The sequence below is a fragment of the Nonomuraea thailandensis genome (assembly GCF_024172165.1).
In the GTDB taxonomy this organism is placed as follows: Bacteria; Actinomycetota; Actinomycetes; order Streptosporangiales; family Streptosporangiaceae; genus Nonomuraea; species Nonomuraea thailandensis.
Genome location: NZ_JAMZEB010000002.1, coordinates 1,129,721 through 1,147,083, shown reverse-complemented (window position 1 = coordinate 1,147,083; position 17,363 = coordinate 1,129,721). Strand labels below are relative to the sequence as shown.

13 protein-coding genes are annotated in these 17,363 nt (G+C 74.0%); 6 read left to right on the top strand and 7 right to left on the bottom strand.

Annotation, left to right across the window (positions count from 1 at the left end; genetic code table 11):
• Positions 1-51: 51 nt before the first annotated feature.
• The 5 genes from HD597_RS09325 (at position 52) to HD597_RS09305 (ending at position 3,387) form a co-directional block, all read left to right on the top strand.
• Positions 52-984, top strand: coding sequence for an SPFH domain-containing protein (locus HD597_RS09325; protein ID WP_253741510.1), 933 nt, complete (start codon positions 52-54; stop codon positions 982-984).
• A 127-nt stretch (positions 985-1,111) separates the two neighbouring features.
• A complete protein-coding gene (locus HD597_RS09320) occupies positions 1,112-1,819 on the top strand; it encodes a sirohydrochlorin chelatase (RefSeq protein WP_253741508.1) in 708 nt (235 codons plus the stop codon).
• A gap of 43 nt (positions 1,820-1,862) precedes the next feature.
• Complete coding sequence (locus HD597_RS09315) at positions 1,863-2,411, top strand: GNAT family N-acetyltransferase (protein ID WP_253741505.1); 549 nt, start codon at positions 1,863-1,865, stop codon at positions 2,409-2,411.
• A gap of 97 nt (positions 2,412-2,508) precedes the next feature.
• On the top strand, positions 2,509-2,964 hold the full coding sequence (locus HD597_RS09310) for a hypothetical protein (protein WP_253741503.1): 456 nt from the start codon (positions 2,509-2,511) through the stop codon (positions 2,962-2,964).
• A gap of 90 nt (positions 2,965-3,054) precedes the next feature.
• Positions 3,055-3,387: a hypothetical protein gene (locus HD597_RS09305; protein ID WP_253741500.1), complete on the top strand. Its 333-nt coding sequence runs from the start codon at positions 3,055-3,057 to the stop codon at positions 3,385-3,387.
• On the opposite strand, the gene HD597_RS09300 is transcribed toward HD597_RS09305, so the two are convergent.
• The 7 genes from HD597_RS09300 to HD597_RS09270 are packed head-to-tail and all read right to left on the bottom strand — an operon-like array spanning position 3,276 to position 16,792.
• Positions 3,276-9,530, bottom strand: coding sequence for a CHAT domain-containing tetratricopeptide repeat protein (locus HD597_RS09300; RefSeq protein ID WP_253741499.1), 6,255 nt, complete (start codon positions 9,528-9,530; stop codon positions 3,276-3,278). The genes HD597_RS09305 and HD597_RS09300 overlap by 112 nt on opposite strands.
• 45 nt (positions 9,531-9,575) lie before the next feature.
• On the bottom strand, positions 9,576-11,273 hold the full coding sequence (locus HD597_RS09295) for a GH39 family glycosyl hydrolase (RefSeq protein WP_253741497.1): 1,698 nt from the start codon (positions 11,271-11,273) through the stop codon (positions 9,576-9,578).
• Positions 11,270-12,769, bottom strand: coding sequence for a glucoamylase family protein (locus HD597_RS09290; protein WP_253741496.1), 1,500 nt, complete (start codon positions 12,767-12,769; stop codon positions 11,270-11,272). Before HD597_RS09290 ends, HD597_RS09295 begins: the two co-directional genes overlap by 4 nt.
• An 11-nt stretch (positions 12,770-12,780) precedes the next feature.
• Entirely contained in the window at positions 12,781-13,605 is an 825-nt protein-coding gene (locus tag HD597_RS09285; protein WP_253741494.1) for a carbohydrate ABC transporter permease, read from the bottom strand.
• A complete protein-coding gene (locus HD597_RS09280; RefSeq protein ID WP_253741492.1) occupies positions 13,602-14,531 on the bottom strand; it encodes a carbohydrate ABC transporter permease in 930 nt (309 codons plus the stop codon). The genes HD597_RS09285 and HD597_RS09280 overlap by 4 nt, the downstream gene beginning before the upstream one ends.
• Before the next feature lie 3 nt (positions 14,532-14,534).
• Positions 14,535-15,797, bottom strand: coding sequence for a sugar ABC transporter substrate-binding protein (locus HD597_RS09275; RefSeq protein ID WP_253741490.1), 1,263 nt, complete (start codon positions 15,795-15,797; stop codon positions 14,535-14,537).
• Positions 15,794-16,792 (bottom strand): LacI family DNA-binding transcriptional regulator, encoded by a 999-nt coding sequence (locus HD597_RS09270; protein ID WP_253741487.1) that lies wholly within the window; start codon positions 16,790-16,792, stop codon positions 15,794-15,796. The genes HD597_RS09275 and HD597_RS09270 overlap by 4 nt, the downstream gene beginning before the upstream one ends.
• Positions 16,793-16,936: 144 nt before the next feature.
• Between HD597_RS09270 and HD597_RS09265 the strand changes: the two genes are divergently transcribed.
• On the top strand, positions 16,937-17,341 hold the full coding sequence (locus HD597_RS09265; RefSeq protein ID WP_253741485.1) for a nitroreductase family deazaflavin-dependent oxidoreductase: 405 nt from the start codon (positions 16,937-16,939) through the stop codon (positions 17,339-17,341).
• Positions 17,342-17,363: the final 22 nt, after the last annotated feature.

Here is a 17,363-nt window from a genome sequence, read left to right as displayed (position 1 = left end):
CGAAAGGCGCGGGCGGCGGCTGCCAACGCCGCCCGCGCGGAAAGGCTCCGCATGAGAACAGCTCTGGCCATCGCCGCCGCGCTCCTCGCGATCCCGCTGATCATCGGGGCGTTGGGGGGCATGGAGAGCACGGGCGGCGGCGAGGTGGCCGTCGTCCGTGACGGCGGCCCGCTCGACGACAACCAGGTCCGCCAGGTCATCGACCCCGGCTCGGGCCTGACCTGGACCGGCATGTGGTCCTCCGTGCACCTGTATCCGGCGCAGCAGCGCTTCTACACGATCACCGCCGACGCGAAACGGGCCACCACGCTCGGCGTGGACGTGGTGACGGTGCCCAGCAGCGACGGCGTGAACCTGGGCATCGAAGGCACCCTCTACTTCGCGCTCAACCTGGACCACGAGACGCTCAAGACGTTCGACGACAAGTACGGCACCCGGACCTTCCGCACCCAGGACGACACCTCGCTGCACCCGTGGGACGGCGACGAGGGCTGGGCCGCGTTCTTCGGCCAGGCCGTCAGGCCCGTGATCGACAACGCGCTGCGCGGCCAGATCGGCGCGATGCGCTGCGCCGAGCTGGTGCCCTCCTGCTCCCTGCTGAAGAGCTCCGCGCTCCAGCCGCAGGACAGCAACGCCAACATCGCCAGGGTCCAGAACGCGGTCAACGCCTCGCTGGCCCGCGACCTGCCCGTCACGCTCGGCGGGAACTTCCTCACCGGGCTGCGGTTCACGCTGGCCAGGGTGACATTGCCCGCCGACGTGCAGAAGGCCGTGGACAGGTCGCTGTCGGCCTCCGCCGCCGTCTCCGAGGCCGAGGCGAAGGTCGCCCAGGCCAAGGCCGAGGCGGAGGCGAACCGGGCCAGGCAGGACGGCTACGACGAGTGCCCCGCCTGCGCCGAGATCGACAAGCTCAGGTCGCTGCCCCAGGGCATCACGGTGTACGCGCCCGGCAACCCTCAGTCGGTGGTCATTCCTTCCAGGTAGGTGTTGTGACGGAATCGCCATCGATTCCCAGAACAAGCAGCCGCGAAACGGCATAAACTGCGCGCCTGTGAGCCTGCCTGTACGAGAACGTTCCCCTCGGCCGGGCGGCGGTCGTCACCGCCGCCCCGTGCCCACGTCCTTGCCGCCCGACGCCCCCGTGCTCGTGCTCGCCACCCCCGGCGGCACCGCCGGGGTGGCCGAGGAGATCGCGTCCGTGGTCCGCGTCGACAACCCGCAGATCGAGGTGCGGCTGACGAGCGTCACCGATCTGGCGGACTCCCTGCCCGCAGGCCGCGACGCCGTCGTCGTGCCCCTGCTCACCTGGGACGATCCCGTCATCATGGCGGAGATCGGCAAGGCCGTCGCTGCCAGCGGCTCCGGCGCCGTCGTGACCGAGGCGCTCGGGCCGCACCCGCTGCTGGCCGAGGCCCTGCACATCCGGCTGGCCGAGCGCGGCCTGGCCAGGGCCGACCGCGTCCGCCTGCTGAACGTCTCCAGCCCCGTCGACGCCGTCGTCCTGGCCACCGTGGGCGGGGGCCGCGCGCTGCACGCCGTGCAGGCCACCGCGGTGCTCCTGGCCTCGCGGCTCACGCTGCCGGTGGTCGCCGCGTCGCTGGACAGCGAGCCCGGCGTGGACGTCGCGGCCCAGCGGCTGCGCGCCGCGGGCGCCGGGCGGCTGGCCATCGCACCCTGCCTGATCGGCCACGAGGCCCCGGCCGACCTCGTCGAGCGGGCCGCCGCGTCGATCGACGCCGGCCACGCCGCGCCGCTCGGCGCGCACAGCGCCGTCGCCGAACTTGTCGCGCGAGCTTACGGGAGTCAACTCGCGACTTGACAAGGGCTTGTAAAGATCACAGGACTCGCGTTACCTTCTCCGCATGCGCCGTGTGGTCTGCAATGGCGAGCGACTCGGCCTCCGTGACGTCGCGGAGGCCGACGTGGCCGCCCTGCACACCATCTACAGCCATCCCGCCGCCGTCCAGCACGCCCCCTTCGCCCCGCGCACCTCGCGCGAAGTCGCCGGCCTCGTCGCCGGCGCCGTGGAGGCCGCCGCCGCCGAGCCGCGCCGCCTGTACGTCCTGGCCGTGATCGACGCGGACCGCCGCGACGTGATCGGCGTGGCCAGGCTGCGGATCGAGGCCGAGCTGCCGCACAGCGCGGAGATCGGGTTCGGGCTGCACCCCGACCAGTGGGGGCGGGGCATCGGCACGGACCTCGTACGGCTGCTGCTGTCCTTCGGGTTCAAGCAGCTCGGGCTGCACCGCATCTGGGGCGCCCGCTCACCCGCCAACCTGCCCGCCCAGCTCGCGATGCTGACGGCGGGGATGGTCGAGGAGGGCCGCATCCGGCACCACCTGCACACCCCGCACGGCTGGCGCGACTCGATCGTGCACTCCGCGATCGAGGACGAATGGACCGAACGCTAGCCCGCGCCGCGGCCTCCCGCGCGTGGTCTCAGCGGCGTCACGGGAGTTTGTCGGTGCCGCACCCTACGATGAGCCTCCTCACGGAGGGATAGTCACCATGCTCGACTCGCTGATCGTGCCCTTGTTCGTCACCACGGACCTGCCGCCGGAGGCGGAGCTGGCCGAGTTCGGGGAGTTGCTCGCCGAGACGGCCCGCGCGCTCGGCCGCGAGGGCGCCGGCTACGAGGCGTTCCTGGCGGGCAAGGTGTTCTGGCTCGACCGGCCCGTGCTGCCCGAGCAGCTCCCCGCCGCCGAGGGCGAGCTGCGCTTCGCCGGGATGCTCGGCTACCTCGCCGCCTCCGGCGCCGGGCACAGCACGCGCGAGGTGGTCGGCGACGTGCGCCGCGCCATCGGGGCCGCCCTGACCGGCCGCTACGGCGACGTGGGCGCGGCACCCGCCGTGTTCGCCATCCGCGACCAGGACGTACGCGAGCGCACCCCCGACACGGCCCTGTACGTGGACACGCGCGACGCGGCGGCCGAGCTGGTGAGCGCGACCAGGTCCTACCTCTAGCCCCGTGTTCCGCCGGGTTCTAGCCAGCCGGGGCTCCCGCGTGCGATCGTGAACGGCGATCGTTCCGGCGGCCGGCGAGCGGGCGGCCCGATGGACTTGGAGGTTCCGGCGATGGCGGTGATCGGCGCGATCTGCTTCGGGCTGGTGATCGGCTGGATCACGTACGGGACGCTGCGGCACCAGCGGTCCGGCGTCGGGCTGACGGAGCTGGCGGCCGTGCTGGGCGCGGTGGGCGGCGGGCTCGTGACGGCGCTGCTGCTGCCCGCGGTGTTCGGCGGGTACGCCGTGGGGCTGGCCGTGGGGTTCTTCGGCTACCTGGCGCTGGTGACGCTGGCGCCCGGTTCTCCGTGGGCCGGGGGCGAGTCGGTCAAGAGGCCGACGGGGGCGTACGACGCCCAGAGGTCCGGCTCGGTGGAGCCGTAGAGGTCGCGCAGGGCCAGCACGGCGGCGCGGAAGGCGGTCGCCGAGGTGGCGCCTGCTCGCAGCCGGGTGTGGATGTCCCGGGCCAGGGCGCGGGTGATCTCGGGTGAGACCGGCCAGAGCGTGAGCAGCGCGGAGCGGACACCTGCCTGCAGCAGCGCGGAGGAGAGCGCGGCCACGCCGTCCCCGGCGGGCGCGGCGTCCCCGGTGCGTGCGGCGTCCCCGGTGCGTGCGGCGTCCCTGCTCGGCACGGTGTCCCCGGCGGGCTCGGTTTCCGGGGCGGGTGGGGGCTGCTCGTGGGCGGTGATGAGGGCCACGTTCGCGGTCACGTTCATGGACCTGAGGCGGCGGGCCGTGAGCAGGCCGTCGGCCAGGCGAATGCCCGAGCCGAACGGGTCGGCGTGGTCGTAGGCGGCCGGGCAGGCCAGGTGGAGCACGTCCCAGGAGCCGGGCAGGAGCGCCGAGGTGGCCTCCTGGGCCAGGTGGGGCCGGGCGCCGAGCAGGGTGGCCGCCTCCCGCGCCTCGGCCTCGACGGCGGGGCGGGCGGCCGGGTCGGGGCTGAACCCGAGCACCAGCGAGCCGGCGGCCGGGGTGCGGGGGCGGCGCGCCAGGCGGGTCAGGGCGGCTGCGGAGGGGGCGTAGGCCACCGGGAAACGCTCGATGAGCAGGCGGCCCGACGGGGACAGGGCGTGCAGGGGGATCTGGCGCAGCGCCGGGTGCGGGATCAGATGCAGCAGGTCGATGCCGTTGCCGAGGGCGTCGAGCGCGTCGGACAGCAGCAGGTCGGCCAGGCGGCGCCAGAGGTCCGCGCGCCGGCGGCGGGCCTCGATGTCGAGGAGGCCGGGCCTGCGGCCGTTGACGGTGTGGCGGAAGCCCGTCAGCAGGTCGTGGCCGACCGTGGTGGGGAAGGCGCGCGGCTCGGGCCAGCCGGTGCGGTGAGCCAGGACCGTCACGGTGCCCTCGCCCAGATGGAACCCGAGCAGCGCCCTCGCCCCTGCACCCTGGTCGGGGACGCTGACGAGGGTGTCGAGCTGAGCCCTCGTGGGCGGTCTGCCCCTGCGCATGGCCACGTGACCGGGGGCTGTCGGCTCCATGCGCTGCCACAGAGTCTCCAGCTCTGCCCGGGCGGCTCGGGCGCGGCGGAAGACGGAGGCCGCCCGCTCGGGGTCGCGGGTGTTGCGGGCGATCGTCATCAGGGTCCGGACGGCTTGCAGCCCTCGCTGCTCGGCCTCCAGGAGCTCGGCGGAGGGCCGGTGGGCGACGGGCTCGGCGGAGGGTCCGTGGGCGACGGGCTTGACCAGAAGCTCGGCGGAGGGCCGGTGAGCGACGGGCTCGGCGTCGAGGTCGTTGAGTCTGGCCTGCTCGGCGTGGGTCCAGGCCGTCATGCCGAGGCTCAGGCGTGCCGCCAGGCGGATCGCGCGGTCGCGGGCGGCCTCACGGCCCAGGGCGCAGGCGCGTTCGGCGTCGGCCAGGGCAGCGGGGAGGTCGCCCAGCCCCTCCTCGGCGATCGAGCGGTGGTGGTAGGCGGTGGCGAGCGCCTGGTCGTGGCCGAGGTCCGCCAGGAGGTCGATGGCCGTGGAGAGCCGGTGGCGGGCGCGGTGGCAGGCATCGGCGACAAGGCCGGCGCTGACGGGGCCAGGGGCGGCAAGGTCGGGGACGGCGGCGTCGGGGGCGGGAGCGGCGGGGGCGGGGACGGCGGTGGTGAGGTCGAGGGCGGCCAGGTGGAGCTGGGCGATGGCCTCGCCCGCTCGGTAGCCGATGGTCCGGGCGAGGGCGAGCGCCTCCGGGAGCCGCTCCGGTGCTCCCAGGCGGGCCAGGGCGAGCAGGGCCAGGACCGTTCCCCGGCCGGGGCCGTGGGCGCGTTCGAGGTCGAGGGCGCGTTCGAGGAGCGGTACGGCCTCGGCCGGCTCGTCGCGTAGCTCGTGGACCAGGGCGAGGTCGGCGCAGGCGGCGGCGAGGCCGGTGCGCCGGCCCAGCTCCTCCCCGATCGCGATGGCCTCGCGGTAACGGGTGGCGGCCTCGTCCAGGTCGCCGAGCTTGAGGTGGAGACCGGCCAGGCCGGACAGGAGCGGCGCCCGCAGCGCCCGCCAGATCGGCGCTTCGACGAGGGCCAGCCCTTCCGTGTACGCCCGTGCGGCCTCCTGCCCGCGGCCCAGGTCGGTGAGCGCCGCTCCCAGCAGGGCGAGGGACTGGACGAGCTGGGCGGGCAGCGCGGAGTCCGCGTCACGGGCCAGCTCCACCGCCTTGGCCAGGTGACCGGCCGCCTCCTCCGCCCGCCCTATGGCCGTGGCCGCCGCGCCCAGGTTGCCCAGGTGCTCGATCACCCGCTCGTCGCGCAGCTCGTACCCGCGTGCCGCGTACTCGTGGGCAGCGGCCAGGTCGCCCAGCTCGCGGCACCAGCCGGAGAGCTTGTCCAGGAGGTAGGACCGGTCCACGGCTCCCCCGCCCTCAGCGGCCTCCACACCGGAGACGAACCGGTCGCCGCCCTCCACGCCCTGACCGGGCCAGTCGCCGCCCTGCGCGCCCTGACCGGGCCGGTCACGGGTCTGTGCGCGGAGGGCCTGCTCGGCGAGGCCACGGGCCGTGGTGAGGTCTCCGGCCGCCTCCGCTTCCTCCAGGCGTAGCCGCACCTCAAGGCGCTCCAGGACCTCCCCCTGCCGCCCCTCGGCCCGGAAGGAGGCGACCGCCTGGGCGAGGGTGGCGCGGCCGCGGGTGAGGTCGCCGAGGGTGAGCTGGAGGGTGGCCAGACGGGACAGGAGCTCGGCGTCCAGCCCGCCCGTCATGGCGGCGACGACCTCGAACGGCGCCCCTGAAGAGCGGAGGTCAGGAGCCGCGGCGAGGCCCGTCAGCCCCTCCTCCAGACGCGCCCGCGCCCGGCGGAACTCCCCGCGCGCCTCCAGGACGAGGCCGAGCTTGAGCGAGGCGAGGGCCGTCAGCCGGTCCTGGCCGCTCGCGCGAAAGCCGTCGAGCGCCGCCTCCAGGGCCTCGGCCTGTGCCCGCAGGTCCCCGGCCCGGGCGGCGAGCGCGGCGAGGCGGTCGCGTACGACGGCCTCCTTGAGCACGTCACCGGAGGCCAGGCCGAGCGCCGAGTACAGGCGTTCCTCCGCCTCCCGCGGCTCCCCCAGCCGGACGTCCGCCGCGGCCCTGCCCAGGGCGGCGGTGAAGAGGACGTCCAGGTCGCCTTCCGCGGCGGCCAGGTCCGAGGCCAGGTCGAGGTCGGCCAGGGCGTCCTCGACGCGGTCCAGGGCGATCAGGCAGGAGGCGCGCATGACGAGCGCGACCGCCTCCTTGGCGGGCGCCCGCAGCCTCCCGAACGCCTGCGCCGCCGCCCCGAACGCCTCCAGCGCCGGCTCCTGCTCGCCCTCCGCGTACGCCAGCACGCCCAGGTTGTAACGCACCGACGCGGCCCCGTCGTGGTGGCCGATCGACTCGTACTCGCGCCCGGCCAGCTCGAACGCCATCCTGGCGCCGCCGATGTCACCGCGGGCCCGGCGGCGCTGGCCGATGCGATACCACTCGTCGGCGGGCTCGCGCCGCTGCCCCCGGCGGCGCACGATCTCGACCAGCCGGGTCTCGCAGGCTGCGGCCTGGCCGTGGTGGCCGCGCTCGGCCAGGGTCACGGCGTGCGCGTCGAGCGTCCTGCACGCCTCCTCCCACTCCCCGGCCGCCTCCAGCTCGATGGCGCACGCGGCCATGCGCTCGTTCGCCGCGGTGAGGTCGTCCTGGTCCACGGCGGCCCTGGCGGCCGGCACGAGGGCGAGCGCGGCGGCCCGCCTGTCCCCGGCGTGCCGGTGCAGCTCGCGGGCGCGGGCCGCGCAGGCCACGGCGGAGTCCGGGTCGCCCAGCGCCAGGTACGCCTGCGCCGCGTGCCCCTGCTGCGCCGCCTCCTCGGCCGGGAGTGCCGCGGCCTCGCACAGAGCGGCGGCACGCAGGTGGTGCTCGACGGCGCGGGCCGGGTCGCCGGCGCGCAGGTGGACGAGGCCCAGGTTGCCGACCTGGAGCGCTTCGGAGCGGGGGTCTCCCAGCGAGCGGTGGAGGGCGGCCGAGCGTTCGTACGCCGCCAGAGCCCGCTCGTATCCCTCCACGTCCTCGGAGCCGAGCTCCTCGTGGACCGCTCCGAGGCAGGCCAGCGCGTGCGCGGTCCGCGCCGGCGATCCGGCCGACTCGAACGCCCGTACCGCCCGCTCCAGCACCCGTACGGCGGTGCGATGCCGGCCGGAGCCGGTCAGCCGCTGCGCCACCTCCAGCAGGAACTCGCCAGGCTCCGCCGCTCCCCGCTCGGCCACCCCGAGCAGCCTGAGCGCCACCTCCTCGTCCGGCAGCCGCAGCGCCAGCTCGGCCGCGGCCCGCGCGAGCTGCTCGTCCACGGCCCGCGGGCCGGCGTCGTCCCCGGCCAGAGCATGCCCCTCCGGCAGCAGGACGGCGTCGTCCCCGGCCAGAGCGGGTGCCTCGGGCAGCAGAGCGGCGTCGTCCCCGGCCAGGGCGAGTGCCTCGGTCAGGAGGGCGGCGTCGCCGTCGCCGGCCAGGGTGAGCGCCTCCGTCAGGTCGCGGGGGTCGCGGTGCGCCGCGTAGCGGGCCAGCAGCGCCTTGCAGAGCGTCCGCTGCGCGCCCGCCTGCCCGTGCGCGGCCTTCTGCGCCAGCTCGGCCCCCTGCCGGGCGCAGAGCACGGCCTCGCGCAGGTCCTCGGCCCGCTGCCCGCCGTGCGCCCGCGCGGCGCGCCAGCACAGCACCTCCGACACCAGCCCGTACGCCTCCACGCGTAAGCCGGCCGCCTCCCCCGCCGCCAGGGCCTGGCGTAACGCGGCGACGGCCTCGTCGGCGGTCCCGGGGGTGAGGTCGAGCCTGAGCGCCCGGCCGAGCAGCAGCAGCGTGCCCGCCCTGGCCGGATCCTGCTCGCCGAGCTCGGCCAAGGCGGCGCGGGCGGCCGCGACGGGCTCCGCGGGGTCGCCTCCGGTGGCGACGGCCCGCCTGAGCAGCGCGTTGGCCAGCGTGGTCAGGTGCCTGGCTCGGTCCGGATGCCCGGCGGGGGCGTGCCGGGCGGCCTGCCGCAGCACGGCCACGGCGTCGTCGAGGTCGGCGAGGTCACCGGTGACGAGGTAGCGGCGCCAGCGGCGCTTGCCGAGCAGCGCGAGCCGGGCGAGCGGGTCGGCGCCGAGCCCGCGCGTGCTCTCGTCGGGCGCCACGCGCAGGGCTTCGAGCATCTCGGTGGCGGCTTCGAGCGAGCGCTCGTCGCCGGTGACGACGTACCACTCGATGAGCCCGGACGCGTACGGCGCCACCACCCCCGGGTGCGCCCACTGCTCGTGCCAGAAGTCCAGCGCGCACTGCCCCGCCCTGATGAACGCCAGCAGGTCGCCGTCCGCGTACGAGGCGGCCGCCCGCGCCTGGGTGAGATCGACGAGCGCCAGCAGCGCCTGCGACCTGCTCCGGGTCCGCGGCGGCGCCTCGGCCGCCGCCACGTGGGCCCTGACCAGCTCCTCGTCGTCGGGAGCCGCCGCCCCCAGCGCCGCCGCCAGGTCCGCCACGTGCGCCGCGTCGCCGAGCGCCGCCCGCAGCAGCACGTGCACCGCGTCGCCGATGACGCCCCGCTCGCCGGTCATCGCGTACAGGCGGGTCAGCCCGGCCCCCACCAGCCCCAGGGCGCCGGGCGCCCAGGAGGGGTCGGCGGAGCGCATGGACTCCTGGAGCAGCAGCCGCGTCAGCCGCTCGCTCACCTCGGGGCCGGGGTGCGCCATGGCGCGGCGGACCAGTGCGTGGATGAGCAGCCCGACGTGCGCGTACGCGGCCGGGTCCACGTGCCTGAGCACCTCCTCCACCAGCCCGGCCCAGGTGTCGGCCGACTCGCCGGGCGGCACGCTGGAGCCGCGCAGCTTCTCCGGCAGCCGCCCGGGGTCCACCACGGCCACGGCGGCGAAGAAGGCGCCCGCCACCGCGGCGTCCTGGGTGGTCTGCTGGTCGAGCCGGTAGCGGGCCAGGTGCAGCATCCCGATGAGCCGCCAGGTGGCGGCGTCCGACCGGTCGCCCGCGCACGCCCGCATCGCCTGCTCGGCCTCGGACAGCGCCGCGGGCTCCCAGATCAGCCCGGGATCCGCGGCCTGTCCGAACCGCTCGATGCGGGCGGCCAGCGCCGCGGCCGGTTCGGTCATGGCCACAGGCTCTCACCGGCGTGCGCCCGCGTACAGGACCGTCACTCAGGGTGTCAGCTCCAGGAACGACACCCCCGGCATGGGCAGGTCGAACACCAGGCTGACCGCCGGTCCTGTGACGGTGGCGGGCGGGGCGAGCTCGTCGAGCCCGTCGGCCCGCCGCAGCGCCTCCCACTGCTCGCCGGCCGGCCAGTCGCCGCCGCCCATGGCCTGCCAGGCCGCCTCCACGTTGGTGTGGGCGGCGTCGATGCGGTGGTGGGTCAGCGTGTACGGGCCGGACTCCAGCCCCTCGACGGCCAGGGTGATCCTGCGGGCCAGCTCGGGCGCCCCGGCGGACTGGGCGCTGTTGAGCGTGCCGTTCCAGACGAGCACGCCGACCCGGCCGTCGGGATGCCGGGCCGCCCACGCCTCGACGCCGCCCACGTCGCCGTCCACCTCGGCGGCCAGTTCGGCCGCGCCCAGCCGCTCGGCGAGCGCGAGGGCGTGGAAGCGGGGCTTGCGCAGGTTGCCGACGGTCAGCAGGCCGAACCCGCCGTGGAACAGCCGGGGCGGCCGGCCCAGCTCCTCGAAGTGGTCGGAGGCCACCCAGTGCGACAGCGCGGCGACCCTGCCGGCCGCCGACTTCATGCCGTGCAGCACGAACGCCGCCCCGAACGGCCCGTCGCCGATGCCGTGGAAGTGGGTGGGCGTGGGGCCCCACTCGGTCCACCAGATCGGCACGTCCCGCTCGTACGCCTCCAGGACGGGCCGCCAGTCGAGCGGGGCGTTGCCGTAGGTGTGGGTGGAGACGAAGTCGAGCGCCGCGCCCGACTCGGCGACGTGCGCGAGCAGCTCCGCCACCCAGCCGTTCGCGGCCGAGGCGGGGCCGCCGACCCGCAGGTGCGGGTGCACGTCGCGCACGGCGGCGGCGGTGACGTCGTAGAGCAGGAAGTACTCCTCGCGGGTGCCGGCCCAGAAGACGTCGAGGTTGGGCTCGTTCCAGACCTCGAACGCCCAGCGGTCGACCAGGTCGCGGATGCCGTACCGGCCGGCCAGGTGCTCGACCAGGGCTCTGACGAGGTCGGCCCACGCCTCGAAGTCCTTCGGCGGCGAGATGACGGCCTCGTACCGGAAGACGGTCTTCGACGGGTCGGCGGCCAGGTCGCGGGGCATGAAGCCGAGCTCCACGATCGGCCGCAGGCCGAGCGCGACGACCCGGTCGTAGACGGCGTCGACGCGGGAGAAGTCGTAGCCCTCGCCCTGCCGGTAGACGCCGAGGTCGTCGCCGAGGACGGCGTGGGCGCGGACGGTCGCGACGCCGAGCTCCTCGTGCACGAGGAGCAGCGCCGCCGCCAGCTCCTCGCCGATGGGCCTGCCGCCGCTCTCGTCGGTGCTGAGCAGGTGGGACAGGTGCTCGGAGCCCACCATGTACGCCCACGGCCGCGGCAGCTCGCGGGTCACCCGGCGCGCGTCCACCCGCACGCCGGCCGCGGCCCCGTCGCGGGCGGGCAGCGGCGCGGCCTCGACGGGAGCGCAGAACGACCCCTGGGCGGGGCGGAGGGCGGCCACCGTGTAGGCGGCCGGCCCGTGGCCGGTGTCGACGAAGCGGCAGGCGGGGACGGCGGGCACGTCCACCTCGGGCGGGACGGCGGGCACGCCGTCCCGGTGCACGAGGTAGCCGATGGCGCCGGGCACGGGGTCCCAGGTCAGGGTGACGTGCCCGGCGCCCGGCACGGCGCGCAGGCCGGTGGGTGCCTCGATCATCCGACCTGCCAATCCTCGAGCCTCATCACGGGCCTGAGCCGCTCCTCCACGCCGGAGCCGGCGAAGTAGCGGTGCAGCGCGCCGCCCGTGAGCAGGTTGCCCAGCGCGGCCATGGCCATGCCCTGGTCGAGCGCCAGGTACCACTTCGACACGACGCCCGAGCGGACGGCGATCGCGTCGTAGAAGCCGCCGGGACCGTAGGCGTCGAAGTCGCGGCGCAGCCTGGCCAGGTTGTCCAGCGCGGCCTGCTCGGCGTACGGCAGGGCCAGGAAGCTGGCGTGCGGGGTGACGACGCCGTCCCCGTACGCCTCCGGCAGCGGCTTGGCTGGGCGGCAGCCCTCGTAGCCGGGGTCGACGCTGGTGCGCTCGCGGTCGGAGGAGTAGCCGGGCTCGTCCATGCCGAGCTGGTCCACGCCGTAGACGTTGTAGCCGCCGTGGGGGTCGTTGGACGGGGAGAAGCCCCAGTAGCCGTACTCGGCCTCCTTCAGTCCGTGCTCGATCTGGGCGCGGACGAACACCGGGTGGTTGCGGCCCCAGCTCCTGGGCGCCCATCTGGACTCGGGGACGACCAGGTCGGGCATGAGGGCCTCGAACATCGAGCCGCCCCAGTTGGGGACGTACCGCATGCCGCGGTACTCGTAGGTGCCCTCCCAGACGTCGACGCCGCGGTACCGCTTCCACTGTCCGGCCGGTCGCTGCTCCTGCCAGCCGTAGTCGCAGCCGTTGTCGGGGAAGGTGCGGTAGGGGCCGAAGTAGCTCTCGGCCGGGAGCTGGCCGAGCGCGATGCCGACGTACTGGCCGATGCGGGTCTCGGCGGGCGCGCCGTAGTGGTGGCAGGTGGAGTAGACGGTGACGCCGGTGCCGGCGTAGTCGGTCGGGGTGTTGCAGTCCCTGGGCGGCGGCTCGGGCCAGAAGCCGCCGCGCAGCAGGCCGGTGCCGGCGTCGGGGCGCGCGGCCGGGTCGTAGTAGGCGGTGAAGTCCATGGAGCCGAGCAGGGCGTCTGCCGCCTCGGCGTGGGCGGGGACGGCGTTGCGGACCATCATGAGCGCCGAGGCCAGCCAGCCGTTGTCCACGCTGGAGGCGAACGGGTAGATGGGGTCGCCCGAGTCGGGGAAGCTGCGGGCGAGCTGGAGGGTGGCCGGGTCGTACCAGTTGTAGAACTGGCCGGTGGGGGTGTTGCGCTCCAGGCGGGCAAGGGCGTCCAGCACCCGGCCGGTCCTGGTGGCGGCGTCTCGGGCGCTGATCAGGCGCAGGTCGCGGGCGACGAGCGTGCTCCACAGGTACGTGGCGACGTTGGTCGGCGAGGTGATCTTCGCCCTGGTCTTCAGATCGCCGGTCACCTTGTCGGCGGGCAGGCCGGTCGCGGGCTCGACCATGGCGGCCATCGACCGCCAGGTGTCCCTGGCGTAGCGGTGCAGGGTGCTGTCGGCCTGGACGGGCGTGGCCGTCACACCCAGGGACAGCACGAGTAAGCAGGACAGGACCGTCTTGCGCATGGGGTGCTCCTCTACTTGAGGCCGGTGGTGGCGATGCCCTGGATGAAGAAGCGCTGCAGGAAGACGAACAGGAACAGGATCGGCGCGATCACCACGACCGACCCGGCCACCAGCAGGTTGTAGTGGGTGCCCTCGGAGCCGTTGAGGATGTTGAGGGCGACGGGCAGGGTGTACATGTCCTCGCTCTGGGCGACCACGGCCGGCCAGAGGAAGTTGTTCCACGCGCCGAGGAACGTGATGAGGCCGAGCGTGGCCAGCGCGGGCCCGCACAGCGGCAGGATGATCGTGAAGAAGACGCGGAACTCCCTGGCGCCGTCCACGCGGGCCGCGTCGATCAGCTCGTCGGGCAGGTCGGAGATGAACTGCCGCATCATGAACACGCCGAGCGGCGTCACCACGGTCGGCAGGATGATGCCGATGAACGTGTTGACCATGCCGAACCTGGCGATCAGCACGAACTGCGGCATCATCACGACGATCGCGGGGATCGCGAGCTGCACGAGCACCAGGCCGAAGGCGAGGTTCTTGCCGCGGAAGGAGAGCTTGGCGAAGGCGTAGCCGGTCATGGAGCAGAACAGCAGGTTCGTGGCGACCAGGACGAGCGCGATGATCATGCTGTTGGCGAACGCGGTGCCGAGGTCCACCCGCCCGAACAGCTCGGCGAAGTTGTCCAGCGTCCACGTCTCGGGCCAGAACGTGGGCGGGTCGCGCCTGATCTCCCGCTCGGGCTTGAACGAGCTGAGCGCGGTCCACAGGAACGGCCCGGCGACCAGCGCCAGCCCGACGGTGAGCCCGAGGTGGACGATCGCGCGCCGGCGGCGGGTGCTCCTGGTCATCGGTTCCTCCCCAGCCTGAGCTGCAGCACGGCCAGCGCCACGATCACCGTGAACAGCACGGTCGAGGCGGCCCCGGCGTAGCCGTAGTTGCCGACGCCGAACTGGTTGAAGATGGCCAGCGAGGCCGACAGCGTGGCGTTCAGCGGCCCGCCCCTGGTCATGACCAGCGGCTCCTCCAGGAACTGCATGAAGCCGACGGAGCTGTAGACCGTGCAGAACAGCAGGACGGGCCGCAGCGAGGGCAGGGTCACCGCGTGGAAGCGGGCCCAGCGGCCGGCGCCGTCGACCGCCGCGGCCTCGTACAGCTCTCTCGGGATCGTCTGCAGCGCGGCCAGCAGCACGACCATGTTGAAGCCGAAGCTGCGCCAGGCTGTCATGACGATGATCGAGGGCAGCGCGGTGGCCTCGTTCCCCAGCCAGTTGGGGCCCTCGGCGCCGGTCAGGCCGATCAGGCGGTTGACCAGGCCGGCCTCCGGCTCCAGCAGGAACTTCCAGGCCACCGCGATGCCGATGATGCTGGTGATGTTGGGCAGGTAGTAGCCGAGCCGGAAGAACGCGGCGGGCAGCCGGGCGATGCCCGTGTTGAGCAGCACGGCCGCGGCCAGCCCGAGGCCGATGGTCAGCGGCAGCGCCGTGAGCACGAAGACCACGGTGTTGAGCGCGGCCCTGCGCATGGCGCCGTCGCTCATGAGCCGCAGGTAGTTGTCGACGCCGACCAGGTTGACGCCGAGGGGGTCGGTCACGTCGGTGCTGCGGATGTCGGTGAAGCTCATCCCGATGCCGACCAGCAGCGGCCCCAGGTAGAACACCGCGAACAGCACCACGAACGGCAGGATGAAGATCCAGCCGATGCCCGACCGGCGTAACGCGCCCCTGACCTTGACCGGCGCGGGGGCAGGCGGCGCCTGTCTCGTGACGACGGCCATGGCTTACAGGCCGGTGCCGATCGTGTCGGCCTGCGACTGGATCGCCTTGGCCGTCTGCTCAGGGGTGGACCGGCCGCGGGCCAGCTTCTCCAGCTCGGCCTCCAGCACCCTGGCCACCTGCTCCCAGGTGGGGAACGGCGGCGGCGTCCTGGCGTCCTTGAGCTGCTCGCCGAAGACCGCGAGCTGCTCGTCGGCCTTGAGCTCGGGCTCCTGCCAGGCCGCCTGCACGGCGGGCAGCGCCTTGACCGTGGTGTACCACTTGGCCTGCACCTTCGGCTCGCTCAGCCACTGGATGAACTTCCAGGCGGCGTCGCGGTTCCCGGCCTTCTTGAACACCGCCATGTCGGCGCCGCCGACGAAGCTCGTCGCCGAGACCGGGCCCTTGGGGTAGGGGGCGACGTCGAACTTGTCCGCGAAGCCCGGGCCGCCGTCGTTGCCGAGCACGCCGATCATCCACGGGCCGGAGTAGAACGCGCCGACCTCGCCCTTGATGAAGGTCTGCGGGAAGGCGTCCGCGGGGGTGTCGGTGGGGGCCAGCTTCTGCTCGAACAGCGAGGCGTACTGCTTGAGCGCGGTGACCGCCTCGGGGGTGTCGAAGGTGTACTCGCCGTCCTTGACGATCTCGCCGCCGGCCTGCCAGATCAGCGGCAGCACCTCCTGCCAGGAGGCGCCGAGCTGGTAGCTCTGGTTGAAGCCGCGGCTCGCGCCGCCCTTCTCCTTGAGCGCGCGGACGAACGCGGTGAACTCCTGCCACGTCGCCGGAGGTTGCACGCCGGCCTTCTCGGCCTGGTCGGTGCGGTAGTACAGGACGCGGGTCTCGACGTACCACGGCACGCCGTACGCGGTGCCGTTGATGTCCACGGTCTGCCAGGCGCCGGGGAAGAACGCCGACTTGTCGACCAGGTTGCCGGGCGTCGGCTCCAGCGCGCCGGTCTTGGCCAGCTCGCCCGACCAGGTCGAGCCGATCATGCTCACGTCGGGGGTGGCGCCGCCCGCGATCGCCGAGGTGATCTTGTCGTGGGCCACGTCCCAGCCGATGGCCGTCACGTTGACCTTGACGCCGGGGTTGGCGCTCTCGAAATCCTTGACGAAGGCGCCGAGCGCCTTGCCCTCCTCGCCCATCGCCCAGACCGAGACCTCCCCCGCGATCTTGCCGGTCGTGACGTCCCGCGCCTGCTCGGGCGCCGTGTCCGCGCCGCGGCCGCAGCCCGCGGCCACGATCGTGATGGCCAGCACGCCCGCGGCGCGCCGGGTGGTGGTGTTCACGTCGGAACCTCCTGGGGGTGGTGACCGCAGCTGGAGCGGATGACCAGCTCGGTGGTCAGGACGATGTGGCTCGGGGTGTCGCGGGCCCCCGTGATGAGCTCGTCGAGCGCGCGGGCGGCCCGGGCGCCGAGCTCGCGCATCGGCTGCCGCACGGTGGTCAGCGCCGGGCGGGCGTGGCGGGCGGCCATGATGTCGTCCCAGCCGGTCACGGCCACGTCGCCGGGCACGTCGAGGCCGAGCTCCTCGGCGGCGAGCAGCGCCCCCAGCGCCACCTCGTCGTCGGAGCAGATGATCGCCCGGGGCCTGTCCCTGCCCTTGAGCAGCTTGGTGGCGGCCTCGTGGCCGCATTCCACGGTGTAGTGGCCGGTGCCGACGGCCTCGATCGCCCCGCCGAGCACGCCCCGGACGCCCTGCCAGCGCTCGTCCACGTCGTCGTGGCTGGTGAGCGGGGCGCCGAGGAAGGCGAAGCGCTCGTAGCCGTGGCCGCGCAGGTGCCCGGCCAGCGCGCGGGCGGAGGCGGTGTTCTCGCTGCGCAGCGTGCCGGCGCCGGGCAACGGGTCGCGGGAGAGGAACACCAGGCGCACGCCGAGCCGTACCAGCTCGGCGACCAGCGGCTCGGGCACGGTGTGGCCGAAGATCAGCATGCCGTCCACCCGGCCGGCCAGGTCCTTGATCAGGTCGCCGACCCTGGTGCGGCCCTTGGTGGACAGGATGATCACCGAACGGCCCAGCTCGGAGGCCACCTCCTCGTAGCCGAGCAGGACCTCGGCGTAGTACGGGCCCGCCAGGTCGGGGAAGACGACGCCGTTGGCGGCGTGGCGGCCCTCGGCGAGGCTGACGCCCAGGCGGCTGGGCGTGAAGTTGAGCTCCTCGACGGCCTGGAGCACCTTCTCCCGCGTCTTCGCGGCGACGGGGCCGGTGCCGCGCAGCGCCCTGGACACGGTGGCGATCGACACGCCCGCCCGCCTGGCCACTTCGTAGATGGTCACGTCCATGGTGGTTCTCTTCCTGTGTAAGCGCTTCCACTCCCCTGAAGGGTGGAAGCGCTTACAGAAAGGGGTGTGCCAACCACGTTAACTTCTCGTCCAGACCGCGTCGAGTAACGGTGAGGTCACGGTCGAGGTGGGTAGTTCGGCTGCATGCTCTACGGCGAAGAACATGTCCGGCGTTACCAGGAGACCGACGGCGCGGAGGGACACGACTGGAACAACACCACCGTCCTCCTGCTGACCACCAAGGGGCGCAAGTCCGGCCGCCCCTTCACCACTCCGCTCATCTACCAGCCGTTCGGCGACGCCTACCTCGTGGTGGCGTCCAAGGGCGGCGACGCCGACCATCCGGGGTGGTACAAGAATCTGCAGGCCAGCCCGGACGTCGAGGTGCAGGTGAAGGGCGACAGGTTCAAGGCCCGCGCCCGCACGGCCGCCCCCGGCGAGAAGCCGGAGATGTGGAAGGTCATGGCGCGCACCTGGCCGGACTACGACGAGTACCAGAAGAAGACCGACCGGGAGATCCCGGTCGTCGTGCTCGAACGCGCCGCCTGACAGGGAGGTCCCGCCGGAGCGG

Bases quoted from the DNA above. Each gene is read 5' to 3' on its own strand.
- HD597_RS09325 (WP_253741510.1), top strand. From the start codon at position 52: ATGAGAACAGCTCTGGCCATCGCCGCCGCGCTCCTCGCGATCCCGCTG.
- HD597_RS09315 (WP_253741505.1), top strand. From the start codon at position 1,863: ATGCGCCGTGTGGTCTGCAATGGCGAGCGACTCGGCCTCCGTGACGTC.
- HD597_RS09310 (WP_253741503.1), top strand. From the start codon at position 2,509: ATGCTCGACTCGCTGATCGTGCCCTTGTTCGTCACCACGGACCTGCCG.
- HD597_RS09305 (WP_253741500.1), top strand. From the start codon at position 3,055: ATGGACTTGGAGGTTCCGGCGATGGCGGTGATCGGCGCGATCTGCTTC.
- HD597_RS09300 (WP_253741499.1), bottom strand. From the start codon at position 9,530: ATGACCGAACCGGCCGCGGCGCTGGCCGCCCGCATCGAGCGGTTCGGA.
- HD597_RS09295 (WP_253741497.1), bottom strand. From the start codon at position 11,273: ATGATCGAGGCACCCACCGGCCTGCGCGCCGTGCCGGGCGCCGGGCAC.
- HD597_RS09290 (WP_253741496.1), bottom strand. From the start codon at position 12,769: ATGCGCAAGACGGTCCTGTCCTGCTTACTCGTGCTGTCCCTGGGTGTG.
- HD597_RS09285 (WP_253741494.1), bottom strand. From the start codon at position 13,605: ATGACCAGGAGCACCCGCCGCCGGCGCGCGATCGTCCACCTCGGGCTC.
- HD597_RS09280 (WP_253741492.1), bottom strand. From the start codon at position 14,531: ATGGCCGTCGTCACGAGACAGGCGCCGCCTGCCCCCGCGCCGGTCAAG.
- HD597_RS09270 (WP_253741487.1), bottom strand. From the start codon at position 16,792: ATGGACGTGACCATCTACGAAGTGGCCAGGCGGGCGGGCGTGTCGATC.
- HD597_RS09265 (WP_253741485.1), top strand. From the start codon at position 16,937: ATGCTCTACGGCGAAGAACATGTCCGGCGTTACCAGGAGACCGACGGC.